The sequence below is a fragment of the Aurantiacibacter sediminis genome, from assembly GCF_016019885.1.
Classification (GTDB): domain Bacteria; phylum Pseudomonadota; class Alphaproteobacteria; order Sphingomonadales; family Sphingomonadaceae; genus Alteraurantiacibacter; species Alteraurantiacibacter sediminis.
In genome coordinates this window covers 321,878-346,166 of the sequence record NZ_JAEANY010000002.1, presented here as the reverse complement: position 1 = coordinate 346,166, position 24,289 = coordinate 321,878, and the positions used below count along the sequence as shown (strand labels likewise).

Annotated in this window: 27 protein-coding genes; 7 read left to right on the top strand and 20 right to left on the bottom strand. The window is 60.7% G+C overall.

What is annotated here, in order from left to right:
* Positions 1-12: 12 nt before the first annotated feature.
* From I5L03_RS07235 to I5L03_RS07210, 6 genes are all read right to left on the bottom strand, one after another.
* Entirely contained in the window at positions 13-441 is a 429-nt protein-coding gene (locus tag I5L03_RS07235) for a hypothetical protein (protein ID WP_197921064.1), read from the bottom strand.
* Positions 442-465: 24 nt separating this feature from the next.
* Positions 466-1,593: a DNA polymerase III subunit beta gene (dnaN, locus tag I5L03_RS07230; RefSeq protein ID WP_197921063.1), complete on the bottom strand. Its 1,128-nt coding sequence runs from the start codon at positions 1,591-1,593 to the stop codon at positions 466-468.
* A 407-nt stretch (positions 1,594-2,000) separates the two neighbouring features.
* Positions 2,001-2,765, bottom strand: a complete 765-nt coding sequence (gene fabG / locus I5L03_RS07225) for a 3-oxoacyl-[acyl-carrier-protein] reductase (RefSeq protein ID WP_197921500.1) — start codon at positions 2,763-2,765, stop codon at positions 2,001-2,003.
* A 75-nt stretch (positions 2,766-2,840) separates the two neighbouring features.
* A complete protein-coding gene (locus tag I5L03_RS07220; RefSeq protein ID WP_197921061.1) occupies positions 2,841-4,778 on the bottom strand; it encodes a beta-propeller domain-containing protein in 1,938 nt (645 codons plus the stop codon).
* A 60-nt stretch (positions 4,779-4,838) separates the two neighbouring features.
* Positions 4,839-5,771: an ACP S-malonyltransferase gene (gene fabD, locus I5L03_RS07215; protein ID WP_197921060.1), complete on the bottom strand. Its 933-nt coding sequence runs from the start codon at positions 5,769-5,771 to the stop codon at positions 4,839-4,841.
* 52 nt (positions 5,772-5,823) lie between these two features.
* Positions 5,824-6,636, bottom strand: a complete 813-nt coding sequence (locus tag I5L03_RS07210; RefSeq protein WP_197921059.1) for an LD-carboxypeptidase — start codon at positions 6,634-6,636, stop codon at positions 5,824-5,826.
* 58 nt (positions 6,637-6,694) lie between these two features.
* Between I5L03_RS07210 and I5L03_RS07205 the strand changes: the two genes are divergently transcribed.
* Both I5L03_RS07205 and I5L03_RS07200 read left to right on the top strand, forming a co-directional pair.
* A complete protein-coding gene (locus tag I5L03_RS07205; RefSeq protein ID WP_197921058.1) occupies positions 6,695-8,110 on the top strand; it encodes a glutamate ligase domain-containing protein in 1,416 nt (471 codons plus the stop codon).
* Between the two features lie 78 nt (positions 8,111-8,188).
* Positions 8,189-8,488, top strand: a complete 300-nt coding sequence (locus I5L03_RS07200) for a hypothetical protein (RefSeq protein ID WP_197921057.1) — start codon at positions 8,189-8,191, stop codon at positions 8,486-8,488.
* Positions 8,489-8,494: 6 nt separating this feature from the next.
* Here the strand turns inward: I5L03_RS07200 and I5L03_RS07195 are convergent, their stop codons facing one another.
* Both I5L03_RS07195 and I5L03_RS07190 read right to left on the bottom strand, forming a co-directional pair.
* On the bottom strand, positions 8,495-9,463 hold the full coding sequence (locus tag I5L03_RS07195; RefSeq protein WP_197921056.1) for a DUF808 domain-containing protein: 969 nt from the start codon (positions 9,461-9,463) through the stop codon (positions 8,495-8,497).
* Between the two features lie 62 nt (positions 9,464-9,525).
* Positions 9,526-10,113 (bottom strand): CbrC family protein, encoded by a 588-nt coding sequence (locus tag I5L03_RS07190; RefSeq protein WP_197921055.1) that lies wholly within the window; start codon positions 10,111-10,113, stop codon positions 9,526-9,528.
* Positions 10,114-10,320: 207 nt separating this feature from the next.
* Between I5L03_RS07190 and rpsF the strand changes: the two genes are divergently transcribed.
* The 4 genes from rpsF to I5L03_RS07170 all read left to right on the top strand — a co-directional run bounded on the left by rpsF (position 10,321) and on the right by I5L03_RS07170 (position 12,573).
* Entirely contained in the window at positions 10,321-10,683 is a 363-nt protein-coding gene (gene rpsF / locus I5L03_RS07185; protein WP_197921054.1) for a 30S ribosomal protein S6, read from the top strand.
* Complete coding sequence (gene rpsR, locus I5L03_RS07180) at positions 10,683-10,907, top strand: 30S ribosomal protein S18 (protein WP_197921053.1); 225 nt, start codon at positions 10,683-10,685, stop codon at positions 10,905-10,907. The genes rpsF and rpsR overlap by 1 nt, the downstream gene beginning before the upstream one ends.
* Positions 10,908-10,919: 12 nt before the next feature.
* Positions 10,920-11,594: a 50S ribosomal protein L9 gene (rplI, locus tag I5L03_RS07175; protein WP_197921052.1), complete on the top strand. Its 675-nt coding sequence runs from the start codon at positions 10,920-10,922 to the stop codon at positions 11,592-11,594.
* Positions 11,595-11,976: 382 nt separating this feature from the next.
* Positions 11,977-12,573, top strand: a complete 597-nt coding sequence (locus I5L03_RS07170; RefSeq protein WP_197921051.1) for a phosphoribosyl-AMP cyclohydrolase — start codon at positions 11,977-11,979, stop codon at positions 12,571-12,573.
* Between the two features lie 121 nt (positions 12,574-12,694).
* On the opposite strand, the gene I5L03_RS07165 is transcribed toward I5L03_RS07170, so the two are convergent.
* The 6 genes from I5L03_RS07165 to I5L03_RS07140 are packed head-to-tail and all read right to left on the bottom strand — an operon-like array spanning position 12,695 to position 17,942.
* Positions 12,695-13,615 (bottom strand): NAD(P)H-binding protein, encoded by a 921-nt coding sequence (locus I5L03_RS07165; RefSeq protein WP_197921050.1) that lies wholly within the window; start codon positions 13,613-13,615, stop codon positions 12,695-12,697.
* Entirely contained in the window at positions 13,612-14,553 is a 942-nt protein-coding gene (locus I5L03_RS07160; protein WP_197921049.1) for a M23 family metallopeptidase, read from the bottom strand. Before I5L03_RS07160 ends, I5L03_RS07165 begins: the two co-directional genes overlap by 4 nt.
* Complete coding sequence (locus I5L03_RS07155) at positions 14,553-15,557, bottom strand: YncE family protein (protein WP_197921048.1); 1,005 nt, start codon at positions 15,555-15,557, stop codon at positions 14,553-14,555. Before I5L03_RS07155 ends, I5L03_RS07160 begins: the two co-directional genes overlap by 1 nt.
* A gap of 40 nt (positions 15,558-15,597) precedes the next feature.
* Positions 15,598-16,359 carry an alpha/beta fold hydrolase gene (locus tag I5L03_RS07150; protein WP_325100121.1) on the bottom strand — a complete coding sequence of 254 codons (762 nt, stop codon included), beginning with the start codon at positions 16,357-16,359 and terminating at the stop codon, positions 15,598-15,600.
* A gap of 9 nt (positions 16,360-16,368) precedes the next feature.
* Positions 16,369-16,911: a hypothetical protein gene (locus I5L03_RS07145; RefSeq protein WP_197921047.1), complete on the bottom strand. Its 543-nt coding sequence runs from the start codon at positions 16,909-16,911 to the stop codon at positions 16,369-16,371.
* Positions 16,912-16,916: 5 nt separating this feature from the next.
* Positions 16,917-17,942 carry an aspartate-semialdehyde dehydrogenase gene (locus I5L03_RS07140; RefSeq protein ID WP_197921046.1) on the bottom strand — a complete coding sequence of 342 codons (1,026 nt, stop codon included), beginning with the start codon at positions 17,940-17,942 and terminating at the stop codon, positions 16,917-16,919.
* A 183-nt stretch (positions 17,943-18,125) separates the two neighbouring features.
* On the opposite strand from I5L03_RS07140, the gene I5L03_RS07135 reads away from it, so the two are divergent.
* Positions 18,126-18,626 (top strand): hypothetical protein, encoded by a 501-nt coding sequence (locus tag I5L03_RS07135; RefSeq protein WP_197921045.1) that lies wholly within the window; start codon positions 18,126-18,128, stop codon positions 18,624-18,626.
* Positions 18,627-18,905: 279 nt separating this feature from the next.
* On the opposite strand, the gene I5L03_RS07130 is transcribed toward I5L03_RS07135, so the two are convergent.
* The 6 genes from I5L03_RS07130 to rimM form a co-directional block, all read right to left on the bottom strand.
* On the bottom strand, positions 18,906-21,140 hold the full coding sequence (locus I5L03_RS07130) for a S9 family peptidase (protein WP_197921044.1): 2,235 nt from the start codon (positions 21,138-21,140) through the stop codon (positions 18,906-18,908).
* Positions 21,141-21,281: 141 nt separating this feature from the next.
* A complete protein-coding gene (gene rplS / locus I5L03_RS07125) occupies positions 21,282-21,647 on the bottom strand; it encodes a 50S ribosomal protein L19 (protein ID WP_197921043.1) in 366 nt (121 codons plus the stop codon).
* The gene (gene trmD, locus I5L03_RS07120; protein ID WP_197921042.1) at positions 21,644-22,393 is read right to left on the bottom strand and encodes a tRNA (guanosine(37)-N1)-methyltransferase TrmD; all 750 of its coding nucleotides are present in this window, start codon (positions 22,391-22,393) and stop codon (positions 21,644-21,646) included. Before trmD ends, rplS begins: the two co-directional genes overlap by 4 nt.
* The gene (locus tag I5L03_RS07115; RefSeq protein WP_197921041.1) at positions 22,390-22,812 is read right to left on the bottom strand and encodes a hypothetical protein; all 423 of its coding nucleotides are present in this window, start codon (positions 22,810-22,812) and stop codon (positions 22,390-22,392) included. The genes trmD and I5L03_RS07115 overlap by 4 nt, the downstream gene beginning before the upstream one ends.
* Positions 22,803-23,753, bottom strand: a complete 951-nt coding sequence (locus tag I5L03_RS07110) for a carbon-nitrogen hydrolase family protein (protein ID WP_197921040.1) — start codon at positions 23,751-23,753, stop codon at positions 22,803-22,805. Before I5L03_RS07110 ends, I5L03_RS07115 begins: the two co-directional genes overlap by 10 nt.
* 4 nt (positions 23,754-23,757) lie before the next feature.
* Positions 23,758-24,288 (bottom strand): ribosome maturation factor RimM, encoded by a 531-nt coding sequence (gene rimM, locus I5L03_RS07105; protein ID WP_407647616.1) that lies wholly within the window; start codon positions 24,286-24,288, stop codon positions 23,758-23,760.
* Between the last annotated feature and the right edge of the window lies 1 nt (position 24,289).

The following is a 24,289-nucleotide window of genomic DNA, read 5'->3' as shown; positions in this document are numbered from 1 at the left end:
GCGAGCTGAGCGTTAAGCCGCTGACTTCAAAGCAGACATGATAGCATCGCAACTGCCGCGACGCAGGCCGATCTGCCAGTCCTGATCGCGCCCGATATTCAAGACCATCGGATAAATAAGTTTTCCGCTCTCGGCAGCCTCAATCTCGGCACCTGGCACCGTGACAGCACTTGCAAAGGGCATGAGGAAGCGCGGCGGCTTGATCCGCATCCCGTCGGGGCCGGCCTCCATCGCGAGGCTCTTCTGAAAGCGCAGGCCGCGCCGTCCTTGGCGCCTGATGACGGCGCTTACCCAATCCAGTCGTTTGTGTGCAGCGATCGGGCGATCAGGATATGTCTCCGCGAGGCTGTTCCAGCCGGAAAAATGAGCGAGAAAAAAGCCTGTCGCGAGCCAGATGGCGACGAAGCCTAGGGGCAGCAGAAAGAAAGTCCAAAGCGGCATAACAGCGTCTCTGGAAAGCCAGGGTCAGACCCGCATCGGCATCAGCACGTAAAGCGCTGGGCTTTTCTCATCTTCGCGTATCAGCGTCGGTGCACCGGCATCGGCGAAGTGCAGCTCCACGGTGTCATTGCTCAGCTGCGCGAGAATGTCTTTCAGGTAACCGGCGTTGAAGCCAATTTCGAGAGCGTCCGAGCCATATTGCGAGGACACTTCCTCAACAGCGTTGCCATTGTCGGGCGAGGTCACCGTCAGCGTGACTTTGTCCGTATCGAGGCCCATTTTCACCGCGCGGGTTTTCTCGGTGGCGATTGTCGCCACACGGTCCACGCCGGCGAACAGGCTCTTCGGGTCGACTTTCAGCAGCTTATCATTACCTGTGGGAATAACGCGGCTGTAGTCGGGGAAAGTCCCGTCGATCAGCTTGCTGGTGAGGACGACACCGCCCTCTCCCCCAAGCGCGAAACGGATCTTGCTCGGGCTGAGGTCGACCTGAACGTTGCCTTCATTGGCCTCTTCAAGCAGCTTGCGCAGCTCGGCAATGGCTTTGCGTGGTACGATCACGTCGGGCATGCCCTCGGCGCCCTCCGGGCGAGCGAGAGTAAAGCGGGCAAGACGGTGACCATCGGTGGCCGCAGCCTTCAGCACGCCGCCATCTTCATCCGCTACGTGGAAGAAAATGCCGTTGAGATAGTAGCGCGTTTCCTCAGTCGAAATGGCAAAACGCGTGCGGTCGATCATTTCGGCCAGCGTTGCTGCTGGCAGTGAGAAGCTTGTCGGCAGATCGCCTTCGACAATCACCGGGAAATCGTCGCGCGGCAGGGTCGGCAGCGAGAAGCGGCTGCGCCCGGCCTTGATCGTCATACGATTGTCGCCCGTTTCTAGACTGACTTCGCTGCCATCGGGAAGCTTGCGGGCAATGTCGAACAGCAGGTGCGCCGACACGGTGATGGAGCCTTCGCTGTCCACCGCATTGGCCTGCAGATTATCGACAACCTGCAAATCGAGGTCGGTCGCCATGATCCGCACATGCCCGCCAGCCTCAGCTTCGATCAGCACGTTAGAGAGGATGGGGATCGTGTTGCGGCGTTCCACCACGCTCTGGACGTGGGAGAGGCTGCGAAGCAGCTCTGCGCGTTCGATGGTGACCTTCATGGACAATCATTCCCTTCTCGGGCGCTGCGGTGTGCCGGACAGGCCGGAATCGCCCACCAACGCCGGTAAATTGCGTGAACCATCCTTAGCGGAGGCGGTGATACGGGCAAGCCAAGGCCGCGCCAGACGGGGATTCCTTGGGGAAAAGTGAAAAATTTGTCTCAAGCAGCCACATCCGGGGTAGCTTGTCTTGCGATCGCGCATCCGCGCGCTCGTCCTCGCCAGACGCGCTTCGCTCCGCTTCGCGCCCGTGCTCCGCGACACCGATTGTAGGGAGCGCAGAGCTCGCTGGCCGAAGGTTAGCGACAGCGAGCAACCGCGAAGCCCACAGGTGCCGCGCAGGCGGAACGAAGTCCCGCCGGAGCGAATAGCACCGAGGACGAAGCCGCGGGTGCGGCTTCGAAAAACTAAGACAACATCGCCATGCCGCCATTCACGTGAATGGTCTGGCCGGTGACATAGCCTGCTTCCTTGCTCGACAAATAGGTGACTGCGGCACCGATATCGTCGCCCTCGCCCATGCGGCCCATCGGGATGCGGGCGTTGATCGCGTCTTTCTGCTTGTCATCCAGCGCATCGGTCATCGCCGTGCGGATAAAGCCGGGTGCGACACAGTTCACGGTAATGCCGCGACTTGCCACTTCCTGCGCGAGGCTTTTGGACATGCCGACAAGACCTGCCTTGGCCGCCGTGTAATTCATCTGGCCCGGGTTGCCGGTGGTGCCGACAACGCTGGTGATGTTGATAATGCGGCCGAAGCGCGCCTTCATCATCGGGCGGACACTCGCGCGCATCAGGCGGAAAGCGGCCTCGAGATTGATGCGGATCACCTCGTCCCATTCCTCATCCTTCATCCGCATCGCGAGATTATCGCGCGTAATACCGGCGTTGTTGATGAGGATATCGATCCCGCCGAGCGTATCGACCGCAGCGGGCACCAGCTCTTCCACCTGCGTGCTGTCGGACAGATTGCAGGTCACCTCGACATGGCCGTCATGATCGTGATGGGCGAATTCGTGATTCAGCTCCTCACGGAACGCCCTCAGCTTGTCACCATTCGAGCCCGACAGCGCCAGCCGCGCGCCCTGCGAAGCGAGCGCGCGGGCGATCGAGGAACCGATGCCTCCGCTGGCACCGGTGACAAGGGCATTCATTCCTTCGAGTGAGAACATGGCGAGTGCTTTCATTGTTGTTTCGCGATTGGCCACCGCTGTTGCGCCAGAACGCTGCGGGGTCAACTGTCTCGCCTATCGTTCTCCGCGGCCGCGCGGGGTGAAGTTGGTGCGGCGCACTTCGCGGATTGTGCCATTTTCGATACGGCCTTCGACCAGTTCATATCCCATCAGGGCGAAGATCCGGTCGCGCAGGAAGATGGGCCGGGCATTGCCGTACCAATCGACGCAGGACGCGACGCAATTGTCATCCACTCCTGCTTTCGCGCGCGAGACGAGATCGCCTGCAGGGCTGAACTCGCGATCCTCGCGCCGGAGGAAAAAGATGGCGGACGCATTGCCGAGGAACTCGCCCCCGCTGCCTGTGCTTGTGCGAGTGACGGGCAGGCCCAGCGTACCGGACAGCCCGCCGCGTGAATTGCTATCGGGCCGGTAGAAGAACGCCTGGCTGCGCTGTTCGCCTTCGCTGGCAGACGGCAGCAGGTAGACGTCTTCGATGGTCACATCCTCGCCCAGCGACACGGCTGAGAAGCCCAATGCGCCGCCGCTTGCAGGCCCGATCGCCACTGCATCGCTGCCCATGATATCGAACCGGGTCACGCCGTGCTGCAAGTCGATCCGCTGCGCCTCGCGCCCATCGAGCGGGACGGCGTAGAAAAAGCGTCCGTCGCTTTCACTGCCATAGTTCGCGGCAGTGTAGAGCAAATAGCCGGGCACGAAGCGGTTGTGGAAACGGTAGCCGACCACGCTCGGCAATTCGCGCATCGCCTCTTGCGGGATGCGTTCAGAGCCGTCTGTAAAGCTGTCCATTGGGATGGTCAGCAGGCCGACATCGCCAGATGAGAATTCCGCGCCCCACATGCCCTCGCCGCCCTGATTGCTATCCCCACGCACGATCACACGCAGAATGTCATCCGTGCGGTCTTCGCTGAAGGAGAATTGATCCACCGGCGCGCCTTCGACCGGCACGGCGCCGGGGCGCGAGCCATCAAGCGGGAGGCGATAAAGCTGCGCAGGATCGCGTTCTTCGGCGTCCGGCATGTATGGCTGCTCGGTCCACAGATAGACCGCGCGCGGGCTGACGTAGAATACACGACCCCAGCCGCCCAGAACCGCGTCGGCCTCGCACTCCAGCTCTGCTGCCGAGAGATCGCAGCGCGTCACGGTATGGGCTACACCGACCGGGTATTTGCCGCGCAAAGTGGCGGGAGTGGCGTAGATGCTTTCCGGTTCGACAAGGTCCACCACCTCGCCATTCGCTCCGCCGCGCCGCAGAGCGGGCATGGTCGAGCGCCAGTCCGCCCAATTCATATAAACGGGTGCGTAGAAGATCAGCTCATCGCCGATCATCCGGCTCGCATAATTGCTCGACGAATAATAATCGCCAGACCGCAGGTAATGTGTGTCGCGATAAGAAATCGAGCCATCATCACCGAGGGTGAAGCGGTTTATCTCGGTGCCGAAATCGCCGTAGCTGTAGCCGACGACGATGATCTGGTTCCCGCGCACCAGCATTTCATCATACCACGTGCCGGGCACGAATTCGCCGGGCGGAAAGGCATCGCTGCTATCTACGGAATCGAGCATATTGCCGCCGTGCCGCACGGTGAAAATGCGACCGCGTCGAAGGATAACGAGATAATCGCCCGCATCCTTAACGATCGCGCCCTCGTCTACGCCCTGCTCCTGCGTGTTGGTGATTTGCTCGCCTTCTGCGCGCGGCGCAGCAGATGCCTCAAGAGCGGCAGGCGGTGGCGGTGCAACCGGCGGCGGAGGAGCTGCCTCGGCTACAGCGTCCTCCTGGATGTCTACGGTCGTCACATATTCCGTTTGCTGGCTGCCCTGGAGTTCCTCCATCCGCTCAGCAAAACGCTCAAAAGCATCCTCGCTGGCGAACGCCTCTAGGCCTGCGCCATCGCCGTCTGGCACCGACAGTTCATCGGCCGCGCGGCAGCCAGCCAGCGCGAGTGTTCCAACAAGCAGCGCAGCCCCGAATCGAACCTTGTTCAGCATACCCAACCCTTCCTATGTAACATTGTTACATTGAAGGGCTTTGCAGCAAATTGCAAGTGCTTACAATTCTTTGGCGAGCGCCTCGATATCTTCCATCGTCACAACACTGGTGATCGTGGCATCAGGCGCGATCTTCTTGATCATCGGGCCGAGCACTTTTCCGCCCAGCTCGATAAAGTGGGTGATCCCCGCATCGCTCATCGCCATCACGCTTTCACGCCAGCGTACTCGGCCGGTAATCTGTTCGACCAGCAAATCGCGCTCGGTAGCAGGATCGGTAACGGCAGCGGCGGTGACATTCGAATAGACCGGCAGGCGGAAAGCGTTCGGCTTGGTGTCATTGAGCGCCAGGTTCATGCGCTGCGTTGCAGGCTCCATCAGCGAGCAATGGAAAGGTGCCGAGACGGGCAGCTTGATTGCGCGCTTGATGCCGTGATCCCTCGCCAGTTCCACCGCGCGATTGATCGCGGAGAGATGACCCGACAGCACGACCTGACCGGGATCATTGTCATTGGCGACTTCGCACACTTCGCTCTCGGCAGCTGCATCGGCCAGCGCCTGCGCCTTTTCGAGATCTGCGCCAAGCAGCGCACACATGCCGCCCACGCCGATGGGAACGGCATCCTGCATCGCAATGCCGCGCGTGCGCAGCAGCTTGGCTGTGTCAGTGAGGCTGAATGCCCCGACGGAAGCCAGCGCCGAATATTCACCCAGCGAGTGACCGGCGACTGCTTCACCCTTTTCGGACAGGTTTACTCCGCCCGCCTCCAGAACGCGTGCCACCGCCATGCCGTTCGCCATGATCGCGGGCTGGGCATTGGCCGTCATCGTCAGTTCGCTTTCCGGCCCCTCGCCCATCAGGTTGAACAGCTTCTGGTTGAGCGCGTCATCGACTTCCTGGAATACTTCGCGCGCTGCGCTGCTGGCTTCGGCAAGCTCTGCCCCCATGCCGACCTTTTGGCTGCCCTGACCCGGGAAAACGAATGCAATCATGAAAATCTCCTTTGGCGGGTGCACCTATGCGTCTGCGGCTCGTCCCGCAACGTTAGCGTTTGCCAAAGGGAACGATTGCGTTGGCACTATCGTGCCCGATATCCGCGCGGCCGAGATAGGGAATGCCCGATTTCGCGCACCAGTATCGCGCGATTTCTTCTGCGGTTGCGCCGAACGGACGGTCGTTATCCGGCACATCGGACACGCGGCCTAGGCGGATACCTGCGACACCTTTCAGGTTCTGCGTGACGTGGAAAAAGAGCCGGTCAACGGCGTAGAGATGCTCAGCCACTTCTTCGACCAACACGACGTGATCGGTGAGGTCCGGCATCAAGTCCGTGCCGACTAGCATCGCGAGCGTCATCAGATTGAATGCGACCGTGGAGCGATCATCGAGGCCGCTTTCCAGCGGGACATTCTGCCCGGATAGATATTTCAGGACGCGGCGCACCGCATCGTCGCCGCCTTCGCGTTTGATATCGCCAGCGAGCGGTCCGTGCACCGGCTTGCCGATGCCGTGCGTGTAGAGCGCGCCGAGCAGATAGCCATTGTCCGAATAGCCGAGGTATGTCTTGTCGCACGCTGCCTCGCCCAGCAGCGGGATTGCCTCGCCAGCGATGCGGTTGGAGCCATATCCGCCCATGCCGAACCAGATCGCGTCGATCCCGGGATCGTTGGCGGTGGAGACCAAAGCATCGAGCCTTGTGGCATCGTCGCCTGCGAAATGGCCTTGCTCAAGGAAGCATTGCGTATGGAAGCGCAGCTCCACATCGGGAAATTCGGCCTGCGCCATGGCAAGGACGGCGTCCGCCCGATCACGCAGGACCGGCTTTCCGGGGCACAGGCAGGCAATGCGTGTTGTCATCCATTTACCTCTAACATCCGCTTCACAAAGCGCCACCATCCGCATAGGCACAACCCCCATGAATGATAGCTCCAGCGTGATTGCCCATCCCTATTTCTTCTGCGGCATCGGCGGGTCCGGCATGCTGCCGCTCGCGCAGATCGTGAAAGGCCTTGGCGGCGAAGTGGCCGGGTCGGACCGCAGTTTCGACCAAGGCCGCACGCCTGAGAAATTCGCGGTGCTGGAGCGGCAGGGTTTCCGGCTGTTCCCGCAGGATGGCAGCGGCATCACCTCGGGCGACCAGATCCTGATCGCCTCTGCCGCAATAGAGGACACCGTCCCGGAAATCGCCAAGGCAAAGGAACTGGGCTGCGAGCGCCTGACCCGTGCCGAATTGCTCGCGCGGCTGTTCAACCAAGCGCCCTGCTCGCTCGCCGTTGGCGGGACGAGCGGCAAATCGACCACCACCGCCATGCTCGGCTGGATCATGGAAGCGACGGGTAAGAAGCCCACCGTCATGAATGGTGCGGTGATGAAGAACTTCGTCTCCAAGGACCGCCCCTTTGCCAGCGCCATCATGGGTGACGGCAGCACTTTCGTGTCCGAGGTCGACGAAAGCGATGGTTCGATCGCGCTTTACCGGCCTTCTGTAGCTTTGCTGCTCAACGTCAGCCTCGATCACAAGAGCATGGAGGAACTGCGCGAATTGTTCGGCAATTTCCTGAGCGTCGCAGATCGCGGCGTGGTGAATGCGGATGATGTCGAGGCCTTCCGCCTGGTCGCACAGGCGAATGAGCCGCTGACCTTCGGGATCGAAAATAGCTGCGCCGCGCTTGGCATCGCAAAGGGCAGTATTGCCGATGGGCCGACCAGGCAGGCCGCGCTCGTGATCGACCGACGCGACGACAGCGAGCATGCGCTGCGCCTTGCCATGCCGGGGCGGCACAACCTCTCCAATGCCCTCGCCGCGATCGCCGCTGCCAATGCTGCGGGCGTGCCGGTTGGGGATGCCGTTACCGCGCTGGCGGACTTTAAAGGCCTCGCCCGGCGCTTCGATATCGTCGGCACAAGCGCGAGCGGGGTGACCGTGATCGACGATTTCGGGCACAATCCGGAAAAGGCGCGTGCGACGCTTAAAACCCTCAAAAGCCACGATGGGCGCGTGATCGCCTTCTTCCAGCCGCACGGCTATGGTCCTCTGCGCCAGATGGGCCACGAACTCGCCGAAACCTTCGCCGAGGAATTGGATGAGACCGATCTCACCATCCTGTGCGACCCGGTCTATTTTGGCGGCACGGTCGATCGCAGTACCGGCAGCGAGCGGATCATCGATATGATCCACGACGCAGGCGGAAAGGCGCTTCACATCAACACCCGCGAAGGCTGCGGCGATTTCATCGTCGAGAACGCGAAGCCGGGAGATCGCGTGGTCGTGATGGGCGCACGTGACGATACGCTGACCGAATTCGCCGAAGATCTTCTGGCGCGGCTTTAACCGACAATCTGCATAAACCTTTCGCAAGGTTTTGCAGGGTAAACGGGCGCTTCACCGCAATTCACGGGAGGCTCAAAGGTGCAGAAAAGCTATCGCGAAAGCGGCATCGGCATGTTCGATGCGCATCCCGGCACCTATCTGGTCTCCGCCTATTTCGACGATAACCAGGTCGATCTGATCTACACCAACGTGCTCGGCTGGCAGGTTGGCAAGGATCGCCGCCTCACCCCGATCACGCTTGATCCGCGCGCGGCGGACGAGGATGTATGGTTCGTCCTCCATCCAGATGGCCGCGTTGAAAGCTCTGACGCGCGCAGCTGGACGGACAAGGATGCGTGGATTGCGGATGAACGCCGCACCCACCGCGCGGCGGCCTGATCAGGCTTAGTGCGCTGCGGCCTCGCCGTGCTCTTCGGTGTGGCCGAGCCCCAGCAAATTGTGCAGCACGAACACGATCACCGCGCCCAAAGCCAGGCCCAGCACGGCTGAGAGGCTGGCAAAAGTAAGCCAGCCAAGAATGCCGCCGAGCCCGCCGGCAATGGTTTCGACCCAATGCTGCGCGGAATGAATCGCTTCCTCCGGCAGAAGGAAGCCCAGCTCATGCGTCCCGTGGATAATGATCCCGCCGCCGACCCACAGCATGGCTACGGTGCCGATCAGCGAAAGCGCGGTGAGCAGATGCGGCATAGCGTTGACCAGCCCTCTGCCAAAACTCCGTCCCGCGTCAGTCCGCCCCTCCTTGGCGAGGTGCAGTCCGACATCATCCATCTTCACGATCAGCGCCACCGCCCCGTAGACAACGACAGTCACCGCGATCCCGACAATGGCGAGCACCCCCGCCCGGGTGATAAGCGTCTCGGTCGCAACTTCGCTCAGCGTGATGGCCATGATTTCGGCAGAGAGGATCAGATCGGTGCGGATCGCGCCCTGGACGCGCTCTTTTTCGAACTGCTCCGGGTCCTCGATCGGGCTTTCCAGGTTCTTGCCGTGCTTCTTTCCGCCGAGCTTTTCGAGCACTTTCTCCGCGCCTTCATAGCAAAGGAAAGCGCCGCCCAGCATCAGGATGGGTATGATTAGCCATGGCAGGAACTCGCTCAGCAATAACGCTGCGGGAAGTAGGATGACGAGCTTGTTGAAGAAGCTACCCCGTGCGATTTTCCAGATAATCGGCAATTCGCGCGCCGGCGAAAGGCCCGTGACATAGCTAGGCGTCACCGCCGCATCGTCGATCACCACGCCCGCAGTCTTGGAGCCCGCACGCCCTGCGGCAGCGGCAATGTCATCGACCGAGGCCGACGCGGTTCGCGCGATGATCGATACGTCGTCGAGAAGCGCGGCAAGGCCGGATGGCATGTGTTGGTCTCCCTGTTTTCGTTTTCCAACCGGGGGCTTAGCTGCCGGTTCCGCCAATGTCTCTAGTCAAGGTCCATCGATGCGCGCCAGTGCTTGCCGTCCAGGCTACGAAAGATCATGGCGTAATGCGGCGCGACCTCCGGCCAGTCGAATTCCTTGGCGAGTGCCGCCATCGCCTGTTTGACCTCCGCACGTTTTTCCAGGTCGCGCTGATCGGCATGGCCGAGATATGCCAGCGGTTCACCATCCACCACGGGCCAGGAGAACGGGTTGAACGAGCTGATGCCGGGTGTGCAACACTCCGCTTCGAACCATAGTTCTTTATCGACTACCTTGCTCGAAGCGACGGTATCGTGAGTGCCGCTTCCCAGCGTGCCGTCGGCAAGGCATCGTGCGCAAACGACTTCGGGCTTATCTGCCGAGTAGATCGATGCGACATACCGCCAACCGCAGGGGCAGCCGCACAGCCAGCATTTCGCATCGCTCTCTTCGAAATTACCGTCTTCGTAAGCGTGAGGATAGAAGCGGAAATGCGGCTTCGGATCTTCGCTGCAATCGCGCTGGCGGATCGGCGCAGGTAGCTTCGGCTCCGGGGGAGGTGCCGTCATCCGGTTATCGAAACCGTTCAGTGCTTTCTTCCAGAATGACATCGGCTTCTCTCCCTTTCGACGCCCGCGTTTGGAACACGACGATGCACCAAACAAGCCTTGCATTTCACCCCATTCCCGCTATGTGCGCCCCTTCCGCTGGCATCGGGCCGTTTGCCCTGCCGCCGGAAATTCGAAGAAAGCCGGAGGGGCCCCAGCGGAATTCGCCGCAGGATCGCCAGCGATCGGCATAGTATAAGGAAGCGCGACATGGCTCTCTATGAGCATGTATTCCTCGCGCGTCAGGATCTGAGCCAGGCTCAGGTAGACGCGCTCGCCAGCGGCGCCACGGAAATCGTGGAAGCCAATGGCGGTAAGGTCGTGAAGACCGAAACCTGGGGCCTCAAATCCCTCGCCTACAAGATTGACCGTAACCGCAAGGCGCATTTCGTCATGCTCAACATCGACGGGCCCGGCTCGCTGGTGTCCGAGCTCGAGCGCCAGAACCGGATTAACGAAGACATCATCCGTTGGCTGACCATCGCTGTCGAACAACATGACGATGGCCCCTCGGTAATGATGAAGAAGAACGACCGCGACAAGAAGAAGCGGTCTGATCGGGGAGACAATTAATGGCTCGTCCGTTTTACCGTCGTCGCAAGTCCTGCCCGTTTGCCGGCAAGGACGCTCCGCAGATCGATTACAAGGACACGCGCCTGCTGCAGGGCTTCATGTCCGAACGCGGCAAGATCGTGCCGAGCCGTATCACCGCCGTTTCTGCCAAGAAGCAGCGTGAACTGGCCAAGGCCATCAAGCGCGCCCGCCACCTGGGCCTGCTGCCCTACATCGTGAAGTAAGGGAGAAGACATATGGATATTATTCTCCTCGAACGCGTTGGCGGCCTTGGCTCCATCGGCGATGTCGTCACCGTGAAGGACGGCTACGCCCGTAACTTCCTGTTGCCGCAGAAGAAGGCTCTTCGCGCCAACGAAGCCAACAAGAAAGTTTTCGAAGCCAATCGCGATAAGCTGGAAGCTGAAAACGCTGAAAAGCGTACGGATGCTGAAAAGCAGGGCGAAAAGGTCGAAGGCACCGAAATCGTCCTGATCCGTGCTGCATCGAATGCTGGCCAGCTTTACGGCTCGGTCAACGTGCGTGACGTGGCTGCCGGTCTTACCGACAAGGGCCACGACATCGACAAGAAGCAGGTCATCATGGGCGCACCGATCAAGACGATCGGCATGTTCGACGTGACCATCCGCCTCCACCCAGAGGTGGAAGTGCTGATCAAGGCCAATGTCGCTCGTTCGGAAGACGAAGCCGAACTGCAGAGCCAGGGCGTGGACATCCTCGCACAGGCTGCTGAAGAAGAAGCTGCTGCCATCGCAGAAGCCGGCTTCCAGCACGAACTCGATCCGGACCGCGAACTGGGCGACCTGCCCACCGCCGAAGGTGAAGAGGTCGAAGCTCCGGCCGATGGCGAGGAAGCTGCAGAAATGCAGGCTGAAGCGACCGCCGAAGATAGCGACAACAAGGACGCGTAAGCGACCTTTGGCTAAACGAAAAACGGGGCGCTGCCAGCGATGGCGGCGCCCCTTTTTGTTGCGCGAATGTCATTGCCAAGATGCCGCGTAGCGACTTGATTTTATTTGATTTCACATTGTCGCGAGCGCCGGTTCATCGTGCCCAAATCCGCAGTAACGAAAAACACTGCGTTAAAATTTTCCCGATTGCCGGGAACTGATTTTCAGATGTGGCATTATAACATCGCGTACCGGGCCCCTCTGGCGCATGGAGCTATGCTTTATGCGTGATGTCGGACGTAGCAGAGGGTGATTTTCGGCGAGCGTCCGCTCCAGTCGCGCATCACCCAAAACACGATTTTTTTGCCCCGGAACAGGGGGAATGACGATTTGGAGTCTTGAGATGAAGAAGATTATTATGGTCCCGATGGCTGGTGTTGCTGCGCTGGCACTTGCTGCTTGTGGCGAAGCCGCGACGGACAATACCAGCGCCGACGCTGGTACAGACACGGCTGCAACCGAAACCGACAATCCGATTACCGCTGCCGATGTCGAAGCCGCTCAGCAGGCTTGGGGCGAAGGCATCGTTCGCATCGGCCAGACTTTTACCGATGAAGGCGACGTGGAAGCTGCGGCGACCACGCACATCAATGATTTCTATGGCTACGAAGACGGCATGGACATCCTGTTCAAGCCGACCCTTGCTGCCGAAGATCAGTTCCGCGGCGATTTCGATGGCGCGCTCAGCTATTTCATCGGTTCTGAAGGTACCGAAGATGGCGGCTTCGCAATCGCTCCTTACACCGATGTGCGCTGGGAAAATGAAGGCACCTTTATCGATGACACTGGCGACACCGCCATGGCCATGGGTAACTATTACTTCACCGGAACTGACGGCAACGAAACCAAGGTGGAATACACATTCGGCTATGAGCGTAATGATGCCGGCGATCTGGTGATCGTGCTGCATCACAGCTCGCTGCCCTATTCCGCGCAGTAAGCCGGTTTACCGAAAACTGAGCCCCTCCCTCTTCCCTTCCTGGTCACCTTGACTTGGGGGCTCAGCAGACCGAACCCCCGTCGGCCCGATCTTTACCGATCCGGCTGGCGGGGGTTTTCGATTATTCGTGCAAGAGACGTGCGTAGTGCTGGCGCAGCGTGTCTTCGCCGAATTCGGGTGTCGCGGCGGCATCGTAGGCCTCTCGTTCCCCGTCCCAAACCAGCATGCTTTCTGTAGCATAGTATCGCCCGATCCGCGCATATTCGGCCTTGGCAGCAGCGCGTTCGGAGACCTTGCCGAGGAGATCGAGTGCGGCGATCGCGCGGTCCATCCATTTGACAGGGATGCGCTGGAAGCTCGGCTCTTGGCCCAGTAGATCGAATAGCATTTCGCCTTGTTCGCGCGGAGAAATAGCCGGACCGGGGCCGCCAATCGGCGAGACGCGATTCTGCTTCGAGGGATCAGCCAAAGCCGAGACAATAAAGCGCGCCAGATCGCGATCGCTGATCGGCTTGCACCGCGTCAGCTCGCCATCGCCGAACAGCAGAAAGGGCTTGCCGCGCTTTACGCGCTCCACTTGACCGGAGAGCGATTTGAAGAAGGCGGTTGGACGGACGATCGTCCATGCGAGGCCTGACTCGCTGAAGGCGGCTTCGGCGGCCAGTTTGGCCGTCTGAAACGCCAGCTTCGGCTTCTGCACGCAGATGGCAGAGAGCAGCACCGCATGCCGCACGCCCGCAACACTCGCCGCGGCCACGATGTTCTGGTTGAAAATCGCATCGACCTTCCACGCATCCTCGCGGACACCGCTGCGCGAGGCGATGCAGGAGATGACCGCGTCGTAATCCTTGCCGAGGAACAGGCCGCGCACCGAATTGCTGTCGAGATCGCGCACCCGCTCAATTCGCGCTCCGGGGAATACATCACGGCCGTTTGCACGTACGACGCAGGTGGTCTGATAACCCCGTTCGACCAATTCACGCGCAACCGCCTGCCCGATCGTGCCACTTGCGCCGAAAAGGATGACGCTCTTGGCGCTCACTCGGCTGGCTGGCTGCTGGTCATGATACGGTTGCGAAACGCAAAGGCCCCGTCGAAGCTGATTGGAACGGCCTCATTGTCCGAAAAGTCGCCTTTGAACGGCCCTCGTTCTGCATGAATATGCAAGTGCGGATCGATAGTGCGCCCGGACGAGCCGATCCTCCCAATGGGCTGGCCTGCCTCGATTTGGTCGCCTTCGCTCACAAGCACACTCCCATTTCGCAAGTGTGCAAGGTTGACGATGATGCCATCGCATTCAATGCCCACGACATTTCCCGCAGGGCGTTCATCATCGCTTGTAGGGCTGTCTTCAAGGCCATCGCGAACCCAAATCGCAGTGCCGGAACACGGAGCGAGAACCACGCGGTCCCACATCTCCCTAAACTCAAGTTCGGACCAATCCAGATATTGCGTTTGGCTGTGCAATCCAGAATTTAGGGCCACGATATCATAAGCATAGAGCTGCGAAGGGTTTCCGGCGTGACCATTTGGATTTTGCAGCGGCGGGGCTGCACCACCCTGCGTGACAGCATATCGTCCTGCTTCGAGCGGGAATTGCATGTTGATGGTGCCCTCAGGCGGCTGCGCTGCAGAGAGAGCGCGCACATTCATTGCCGCAAAATACGCGCCGCTGAGGGTTAAGACGATCGCTGCGAACAGGCCGAGCTTTCCAGGGCGGCGCCAATCGGCACTGCGGCTTTTGATTCCGCCTACAATTAATCCGCCCGCCGCAATCACAAGCAGGATCGCGAGAAGATAGTAGCTGTAGAAGGACCAAGGGACGAGATAGAGCGCCGCCACGCAAGCCATGGCGGTGTAGAATGTGACGCAGAGCGTGATCCATCGGCTCGCCTTGCTTTTGAGAGCCAACCAGACTGCCGGGCCACACATCAGGATCGTGAACAGGGCGATCCAAGGAAATGCAGCAACAGGTTCCATCAATCGATCACCGCCAACCCGTCGCCGCCCGGTCCAGTGCGGATGCGGCGGAGGACTTCGCCAGTCGCAAAATCCACTTCGGCGATTGTGTCGGTCGCGGTCTCAGCGGCGTAAAGGCGGTCGCCGTCCTCGCTGAACACGAGGGTCACCTGCACCGCATCTCTACTTCCCGAGACCGGAATTGTGCGCAATACTTCATCCGTGGAGGTATCGATCACGGTCAAATCGCCGCTGCCGTAATTGCTGCTCACTACGAACTCGCCCGAGGGGTGCATGGCGAGCCGAATGGGCACTTGTCCGGTCGGTACTTCGGCCTGCACTTCCAGCGTCATCGGATCGAGGCGATAGGCAATACTATCCGCATTGGACGCGACCCACAATTGCTCGCCATCGGGTGAAAGCGCGATGGCTTCGATCTGATCACCTATGCGGCTGCGCACGGCTTCACTTGCTGTTTCAAGATCATATCGGATGACCTCCCCCGCCGGGATAATCGTTCCCCAAGCAAGATTTCGCGCTTCATCCACAGCCACCAAATGGGGCCCCGGACCTCCACTTCCGATTTCCAGAGCGGTCGAGGCGTCGGAAAGCGAGTTCTCAAGAAGATAGATAGACCCGCGCCCCTCTGCTCCAGCAACGATCCGTCCGTCGCTCATCCAGATTGCAGAGTGGATTCGAGCAGAGGGACCAAGTGTGACGTTGCCGATGAAATCAAGGTCGGTAGTACTGAAGATATCGACCGCACGGCCTGAATAACATGCGACCAGCACGCGACTCTGGTCGGGAGAAATCGTCAACTCATGTGGGTCTTCGCAAGAAACATTGCGGTGGGTTTCCTCGCCGGTTGCAAGGTCGATACGCGAAAGGCTTGCCCCGCGCTTGTTCGCGACGAACAATGTGCCTTCACTGCCGTGCGCCGGAGTGACCGGGCCCGGTATTTCTGCTTTCGGCGTGCAACCGGCGAGCAACAGCGTTGCGACCACCCCAGCAGCAATTTGGCGCATAGCTCCCTCCGTCAAATCCATCGGGAGGCAGTGTGCCGCATCACTCCTCCAAAAGGAAGCGCGCGATCTCTTCGCCGAGTTCCGACTTGAGTACGCAGCTCATATGCGTGCCGGGTATTGTGCGCACCTTCGCGTCGGGCAGAGCGTCCGCCAGCCGCTCAGGCGAGCCATTGTCGCGGTCATCTTCGCCGATCAGCACCAGCGTCGGCATTGTGATCGTCGCAAGCTCCGACACCTCGATATTGTCTACGCCATTCACCAGCAAATGCCGCGCAGCTGCCGGGTCGATGCCCTGCGTTTTCATAAAACTCTTCGCGATGAAGCGCGGATCGCCATGTTTGATCTCGTCAAAATGGTCGATCATGTCGATGAAGAAGGCTGTGCGCTTCTGCCAATTGGTGAGGCCTTCGAGCCCCATACCCGTCACGATCAGCTTGCGCGGCCTAAGCCCGGCGATCACCGCGCTGATCGCCGTGCGCGAGCCGAGCGAGAAGCCGACCAGATCGTAGTCCTCCAGCCCCAGCTGGTCGACGACGCTGAAGGCATCTTTCACCAGCACTCCAGAGGGATAGGCCGAGGGATCCTGCGGCGCATCGCTGTGCCCATGCACACGCCAGTCCGGCATGATCGCTTCAAAGCCCTGCTCCGCCAGATGCGCTGCATGGCCGTATTTGATCCAGTTGACGTTCGCGTCCGAAAACAGGCCGTGCAGCAGCAGGACAGGCCGTCCCTCGCCCAGCCGATGCACCGCCATGCGGGTGCCGTCGAAGCTTTCTATGAATTGTGTGCTGAGGTCACTCACAGCGGTGCCTCAGCGCATGACGCAGGCATTGCCTGCCCAGAGCGTCTCAACACCAGCGTCGTCGCCCTCGCCGTCGAACATGCCCGAAAGCACTTCTTCGCCTTCGCCAATGGTGAACTCTTCGCCCAGCGAGCTGTCTTCGACAAGCGACACGCCGGGGTCCTGCAACATCTGCGAACGCGTCAGCGCCGGCACGTAGGGCTCTCTAGCCGCATATCCGACGAAAGCTTCATCCTCGAAATAGGTCGTCAGCCCCTCGTAGGAAACAGCGGTGATATTGGGGCCGCAATCGGGAACCGTATCCTGCCCGGTTTCGCCGCCAATCACATTGGCGAGCGTCGCTTCGGTCGCCGCGCGGTTAGAGCCAAAAGGCACTTCCAGCTGCTCAAATCCTGCCTGCGCCGGAATCACGATACCACCCGCGCCCAAATCCAGCGTCGCATTTTCCAGCGGTTCCGGCCCTTCCGGTGCAGTCGCTTCGCCATCACCGCCCGGCGCATCGCCACAGGCAGTGAGCATCAGCGGAAGGGCGAGAAGAGCGATGTGGCGCATGGCGATTATCCCTTTTGCAAATGGCGGCGGCCGAGCAGTTCTGCGATCTGCACGGCGTTCAATGCCGCACCCTTACGCAAATTGTCGGAAACGCACCACAAGACAAGGCCGTTATCGACGGTCGGGTCTTCGCGCACGCGGCTTACATAGGTTGCGCCATCGCCGGCGGCTTCGACCGGGGTCACGTATCCGCCGTCTTCGCGCTTATCGACGAGCATGATGCCCGGCGCTTCCCGAAGGATTTCCTGAGCGCGCTCAGCCGACAATTCCTCTTCGAATTCGATATTGATCGCTTCGGAATGGCCGACGAAGACAGGCACGCGCACGCAAGTTGCATTCAGCTTGATCTTGGGATCGAGGATCTTCTTGGTCTCGACCACCATTTTCCATTCTTCCTTGGTGGCGCCATCGTCCATGAATACATCGATATGCGGAATGACATTGAAAGCGATCTGCTTGGTGAATTTGGCAGGCTCCACCTGATCGCCGACGAAGATTGCGCGGCTCTGTTCGAACAGCTCGTCCATGCCCTGCTTGCCCGCGCCCGAAACCGACTGGTAGGTCGAGACAATGACGCGCTTGATCTTCGCCGCTTTGTGCAGCGGAGCGAGCGCCACAACCAGCTGCGCGGTCGAGCAGTTGGGGTTGGCGATGATGTTCTTCGCCGTGTAGCCGTCGATCGCATCAGGGTTCACCTCCGGCACGATGAGCGGCACATCCGGGTCCATGCGGTAGAGCGAGGAATTGTCGATCACCACGCAGCCAGCCGCCGCCGCCTTCGGCGCATAAGTCTTGGTCGCTTCGCTTCCGCATGCGAACAGCGCCATATCCCAGCCGGAAAAGTCGAAATGCTCGAGGTTCCTGCACTTCACCATCTTTCCGGAGTCGCCGACTTCCACTTCCATGCCGGTCGAGCGGCCCGAGGCCACTGCAGCCACTTCGTCCATCGGGAATTCGCGCTCTGCCAGGATGGCGAGCATTTCGCGCCCGACATTTCCCGTCGCGCCGACAACTGCAACCCGGTAACCCATGATGATCTCGCTCCGTAAAATAATGTGCCTGCTGCCTAGCGGCTATGTTCGCAGGCGCAACAGCAAAGGTGGTATCGCAGTGTGAAGCTGATCTACGGTGGGGGTGAGCGCCTGTTCGACAATTGCCAATCGCGGTTTGCGTGCTAGTCTTTGCTTTCAATTCGGGGGCATTGAGGGGGCTTTATGCACAAATCGCTGACGACACTCGCATTGGCGGCAGGCATCGCCGCATTTTCGGCACCTGCAGCGGCACAATCTGCACCGACTTCGCTACGTCTGCTGGTGGAAGATACGACAGCGACTTCCCAGCGCTGCGGCGTCACCAGTCAACAGCTGATGCAGGAACTACGCACCAATATTCGCGCGCAGGGCATTCGCGAAGCTTCCAGCGACGATTTCGCTGCGCCAATCCTTTATGCGCGCACCAATGTGGATGAGAACCAGGACCTGTGTTTCGGCAGCATCGAAGTGCGCATCCAGGCCTATGATTACATGCCGATCCTGACCACGCCGAACCAGCTGTTCGGATCGATGGTCTACTGCAATTCGGCCGAAGTGTTCTCAGAGCCGCGGCGCATTTCCAATTTTACGGAAATCGTGCGCGATCACGTGCGGCTGTGCCTCGATGATGTGCGCAGCCGGGCAGAGACCCAATCGGGTGGGCCAGTCCGCAGCGACAAGTGATCCGCAGCGACACATAAAACGAAAGGGGCGGCTTCCCGATCAGGAAGCCGCCCCTTGTTTGTGTCGCTTTGAGAAACTGGCTTACTTGACCACATTCTCCCGGCGCTCGGCGATACGGGCGCTCTTACCGGTGCGGCCATCGCGCATACAATGCGAAGAGTAGTGCAAGAGCACCAAACTTGATCAAAGAGTACTAGAGGGCAATCGTCGTCTCGCCCTCCAGCGGCAGAAAATCATCACGAGTTGGGCCGCGTGAAACGCGAGGGCTGTCGCCGTTGCTCAGTCGCTCGCTTCCGGCGGCACAATCCCATTGCGCTCGAGGAAGTTGAACACAGTGTTGTAGCGATGCGGCGAAATCTGCTCGCCCGCCACGCGGTGCGTGTAGCCGGGGTAAAGCATCATTTCGAACGGCACGTTGTTCTCCTGCATGACCGAGATGATCTCGGTGGCGTTCTCGAACACGACATTGTCGTCCGCCATGCCGTGGATGATGAGGAGCGGATCGGAGATTTCGGTTGCGTTCGGAATGGCGCTCGCCGCCTCGTAGGCCACACCGTCGGCTTGCGGCGTGCCCATATAACGCTCGGTGTAATGGGTATCGTAAAGCTCCCATCTGGTCACCGGCGCGCCGCTGATACCCGCAGCATAAATCCCCGGATTGGCCTGCAGACGCTTCAGGGTCAAGTAGCCACCGTAGGACCAGCCATCGATCGCGATCATGTCCGGATCGACGAAATCGAGCGTCTGCAGGAAGGCCGTGCCCGCGCTCTGGTCGCGAACCTCGACATCTCCCATCGCGCGGTAAAGCGGCTGTTCGAACGCCACACCGCGATTGTTCGATCCGCGATTGTCGAGCGCGAACCAGATGTAGCCGCGATCAACGATGGCCTGGCGCAGCGCGCCGTTCCAGCCGCGATTGACGATCTGCGGACCCGGGCCGCCGTAGTGATAGAAATAGACCGGATAGCGCTGCCCCGGCTCCATTTCAGGTGTCACCATCTCCCAATAGAGCGGCGTGCCGTCCTCAGCCTCTATCGTGCCGTATTGCGTCGGACGATGGCTGGCGAGGAAAGGCGCGTAGGGGTGGTCCGCATCGAGCGCATTCTCCTCGACCCAAGTCAAACGCTGGCCGGTCTGGTCGGCGATGTAGATTTGCGGAGGCGTGTCGTCGCTGGAGCGGGAGACGAGCATGGTCTGCCCCTCGCCATCCATCTGCGCGCCGTGGGTGAACCCCGGCTCGGTCAGCAGGCGCACTGCGGAAGGATCGGCAATGTCGACACTGTAGACGTGCTGCTCCAACACATCGTTGCGCGTGCCCTGGAAGAAGATGCGGCCCGCGGACTGGTCCACGCCGACGAGACTGGTGACGACCCATTCGCCATCGGTGAGCTGCTGCCAGCCGCCATCGTCGAGCAGATAAAGGTGTCCGAACCCGTCCCGCTCGGACCACCAGATCAGGCGGCCATCGTCGAGAAATTTGTAATTGTCGGAAAGATTGATCCAGTAATCCTCCATCGCAGCATTCTCGGTGAAGAGGATTTCGCTTGCCCCCGTCGCCGGATCGACACGCAGCATGTCGAGCACGGTCTGTTCGCGGTTCTGGCGCTGGACGTAGATGGCGCTGCCATCGGGCGCCCAATCGACGCGGGCGACGTAGATGTCCGAGTTCTCGCCCAAATCGACCTCGACAGAATTGCCGCCATCGGGGTCCATAACGAAAAGCTGAACGATAGCATTGTCGCTTCCAGCGACCGGATAGCGCTGATCGTAAACCTGGGTCCCGGTCGCGCCAATAGCCGCGCGGGTGACGATGCCGACGGGGCTCTCATCTGTGCGCTGGACCACGATGCGGCTATCGTCCGGGCTCCACCAGTAGCCTGTCAGGCGGCTCATTTCCTCCTGCGCGACGAATTCGGCCTCGCCCCAGCGGACTGTGTCCTCCTCGGCCGGCGTGATCGGTTGCGCCTCCGCGCCGACTTCGCCGACCCACAGCCGCCGGTCGCGCACGAAGGAGACGTAGCCACCATCTTCGCTGAGCGAGGGATTGAGCTCGCTCTCTTCCGTATCGGTCAGCCGCACCACCTCGCCGCCGATGCGTGCGAGGTAGAGATCGCCGTCGAGCGGCACGAGAATGCCCTCGCCGTCCGCCGCCCACTGGTAGGTGATGATGCCGCGCAGATTGCCGACACGCGCCCGCTCACGCTGCATGCGCTCGTCCTCGCTGAGCTCGCGCCCGGTGCCGAGCGCCTCGCTGTCGACCAGCATCGACCACTCGCCCGTCTCGCGATCGTAGGCCCACAAATCATAGCGTTCGCGCTCATCCTCCCGATTGCGCAGCACGGTCAGGTAACGTCCGTCCGGCGACAGTTTCGGCGCGCGCGGAGTCGGGCCACTGAGCGAGGGGCTGGCGAAGACCCGCTCGAATGTCAGTTCGGGCGCGGCTTCGGTGGTGTCTTGGGCCATTACGGGGGTCGCCATGGTGGTTGCGGCAAGGGCGGTAAGCAGGTGACGCATTAGGATAGGGAGCCTTTCCGATTGTTTCGGCGGAGCCTAGGACGCACTTCCTGCACTGGCAACGGAAACACAAAAGAAAGGGCGCCCGCGGTCGAAACCGGGGGCGCCCTTCTTAAAAACTGTCGGGTGTGAAGCGCGGCCTTACTTGGCCACGTTCTCCCGGCGCTCGGCGATACGGGCGCTCTTACCGGTACGGCCGCGCAGATAGTACAGCTTGGCGCGACGCACGATACCGCGGCGAACCACGGTGATGGAGTCGACGATCGGCGAGTAGAGCGGGAACACACGTTCCACGCCTTCGCCAAAGCTGATCTTGCGCACGGTGAAGTTGCTGCCCATGCCGCGGTTGGAGCGGGCGATGCACACGCCTTCGAAATTCTGAACGCGTTCGCGGTTGCCTTCCTTGACCTTCACGCCGACACGCAGGGTGTCACCGGGACGGAAGTCCGGAACGTCTTTGCCGAGAGCTTCAATGGCTTCGGCTTCTAGAGTCTGGATCAGGTTCACTGGTCCGTTTCCTTCTTTTCACGCTGCACGCCAGAGGCAGGCTGGACCGGATCGCCACCGTGGCGGTCCCATAAATCCGGCCTGCGTAACCGAGTATCGTCTTCCGCGCGGGCTTTCCTCCACGCGGCGATTTTCGCATGATCCCCTGATCGCAGCACTTCGGGGATCGTGCGCCCTTCCCATTCAGCAGGTCGGGTATATTGCGGGTATTCGAGCAAACCGTCCTCGAACGATTCCTCGGTCCCGCTAGAAGCCGCGCCCATTACCCCCGGAAGCAGCCGAATGCAAGCATCGAGTATGGCGAGCGCGGCAGGTTCTCCGCCCGAGAGGACTACGTCGGCGAGGCTGACCTGCTCGATCTCGGGGCGAGCTTCGAAAAGCCGCTCGTCGAACCCCTCGAACCGGCCGCACAGCAGGATGACACCGGGGCCGCTCGCGATCTCGCGAATGCGCTCCTGCGTGATTGGTTTTCCACGCGGCGTCATGGCGAGGATCGGCGTCTTGGGCTGGCGCGCGATGGCATGATCGACCGCCGCGCCAAGCACATCGGCCTTCAGCACCATGCCTGCTCCACCGCCCGCAGGCGTATCATCGACCGTGCGGTGCTTGTCAGTCGCGAAATCGCGGATCTGGATCGTGTCGCACGACCACTTCTGCTCCTCGAGCGCCCGCCCCGCGAGCGAAGTGCGCAGCGGCCCGGGAAACATCTCCGGATAAAGCGTGAGTATGGTGGCGGCGAAGGTCATTCAACTACCCTAGCTTCACTCTTCGCGGATATGCGTTTGAGCCAAAGAGCAAACAAAAAAGAGCCGATGAGAAGGATGACCAAGGCGGGCCAAAATTCATAGACAAATGGATGCAATCCTATTGCCCGCAGTGACACCACGACCATGCCCCAAATATTCAAACCAAGCAGTTCCAATAACACCGTAGCGACAAGTGCCGCTATCGTTGCTGTAACTGCACTGACAAACGCCCAGCGATCAAACTCTATCCGGTGAAGTAACCAAACGATGATCAGCGCGAGCGGAAGTGTCGCAATCCCTTGAACAAGCGAGACGAGAATATCGGTCCATGCCTGACTAGCGTCATGATTGTATCCAAATTGGACAGCCTCCGCCGCCGCGACGGCAGTGGTGATGTGAAAATCAGCCGCTAATCCCATCGTACCCCATCCTTCGCCCGCGTATCGACGCTCAGCTCGAAGACATCGGGCCGCGAGTAATGGCCGTCGGTGTCGAGGCTCGCCAGCTCCTCGTCGCGCAGGGACAGGTCGAGCTCGGCGAACAGCGTCTCCTCGCCCTCGCCCGCCTGTCCGACAACGCTCGCATCGGGCGCCGCGATCAGGGAGCCGCCGCGGTTGATCACATCGGCTTCAATGCTCTCGATCAGTTCACGGCCCTCAGGCGAGCCACCGGCCCGCTCAAGCCCGTCAAACACATCGTCCTTCGTCTGCACCAGACCCGCCGCCAGCACGAAGCAGCGGCCTTCCATCGCGTAGTGGCGGCTGGCGATGGCGTAGCTTTCGCGCACCGTCGGCCATGCGGCGATGTGGACGCTTTCGCCAAGATTGTGCATCGCCGCGCGGGCAAGCGGCATCCAGTGCTCCCAGCAGATGAGCGACCCGACATTGCCCCACTCGGCCTGGTGCACGCCGAGCGTCGAGCCGTCGCCGCGCATCCACACGAGGCGCTCGCCATGGGTGGGCACCAGCTTGCGATGGTCGAGCACCGGCAGGCCGGGGCGGAAGGTCAATTGGTTGTTGTAGAGGCTCGATCGCACCCGCTCATGCGCGCCGATGGAAATCACCGCGCCGCTTTTATCGCACAGTTCCTGCAAAGGCAGCAGCCGCTCGTCCCCCGGCACCACCGCCTGCTCCATCAGGATGCGGTGCAGCGCCTTGCTGCCCGGATGGTCCCACAAGGCAGCTCCCGGAGCCTCGTCCAGCCATAGCGGGTATCCGCCCAAGAATGTCTCGCCAAACGCAACGACCTGCGCGCCGCCCTCGACGGCTTCGCGCGCCAGTCGCTCGGCCTTGTCGATTCCATCGGTGATTGCGAGCGGCACAGGCGCGGCCTGGCAGATGGCGACGTTAAGCTTGGTCATGCGCCTAGTCTTCGGCGAAATCGTCGCTCACCACAAGCTTTGCATCATCCCATTCAGGCACCGCTTCTGCGCGCATCGGCACCATAAATTTCTTGCCCGCCTTGGGGCCGGTGGTGCGGGCGATTTCCATGACGTCGGCAGCGCCGTAATTCTGCACCGCGATCACCTCACCGATTTCCTCGCCGCTTTGCGAGACCGCCTTGAGGCCGATGAGATCGACGTAGTAATACTCCCCCTCTTCCAGCGGCGGAAGAGCATCACGGGAAACCGTCAGCGTCGTGCCGCGCAATTTTTCGGCAGCGGTGCGATCGGTGATCTCGGCGAAACGCGCGATTGCGCCGCCTTTGTTATCGTCTCGCACTTTCTTGAGCGTAAGCGTGCCCTCGCCTTTTCCAAGACCGAGGGACTTGTGCTGCTTCAGCGCGGCTATTCCGTCGCCGAACAGCTTCAACCGGACTTCTCCCGCCACACCATGCGCACCAGCGATGGCGGCCAGAGTGATGGGTTTTGTTCGACTATCGGACAAAGCTTTCAGC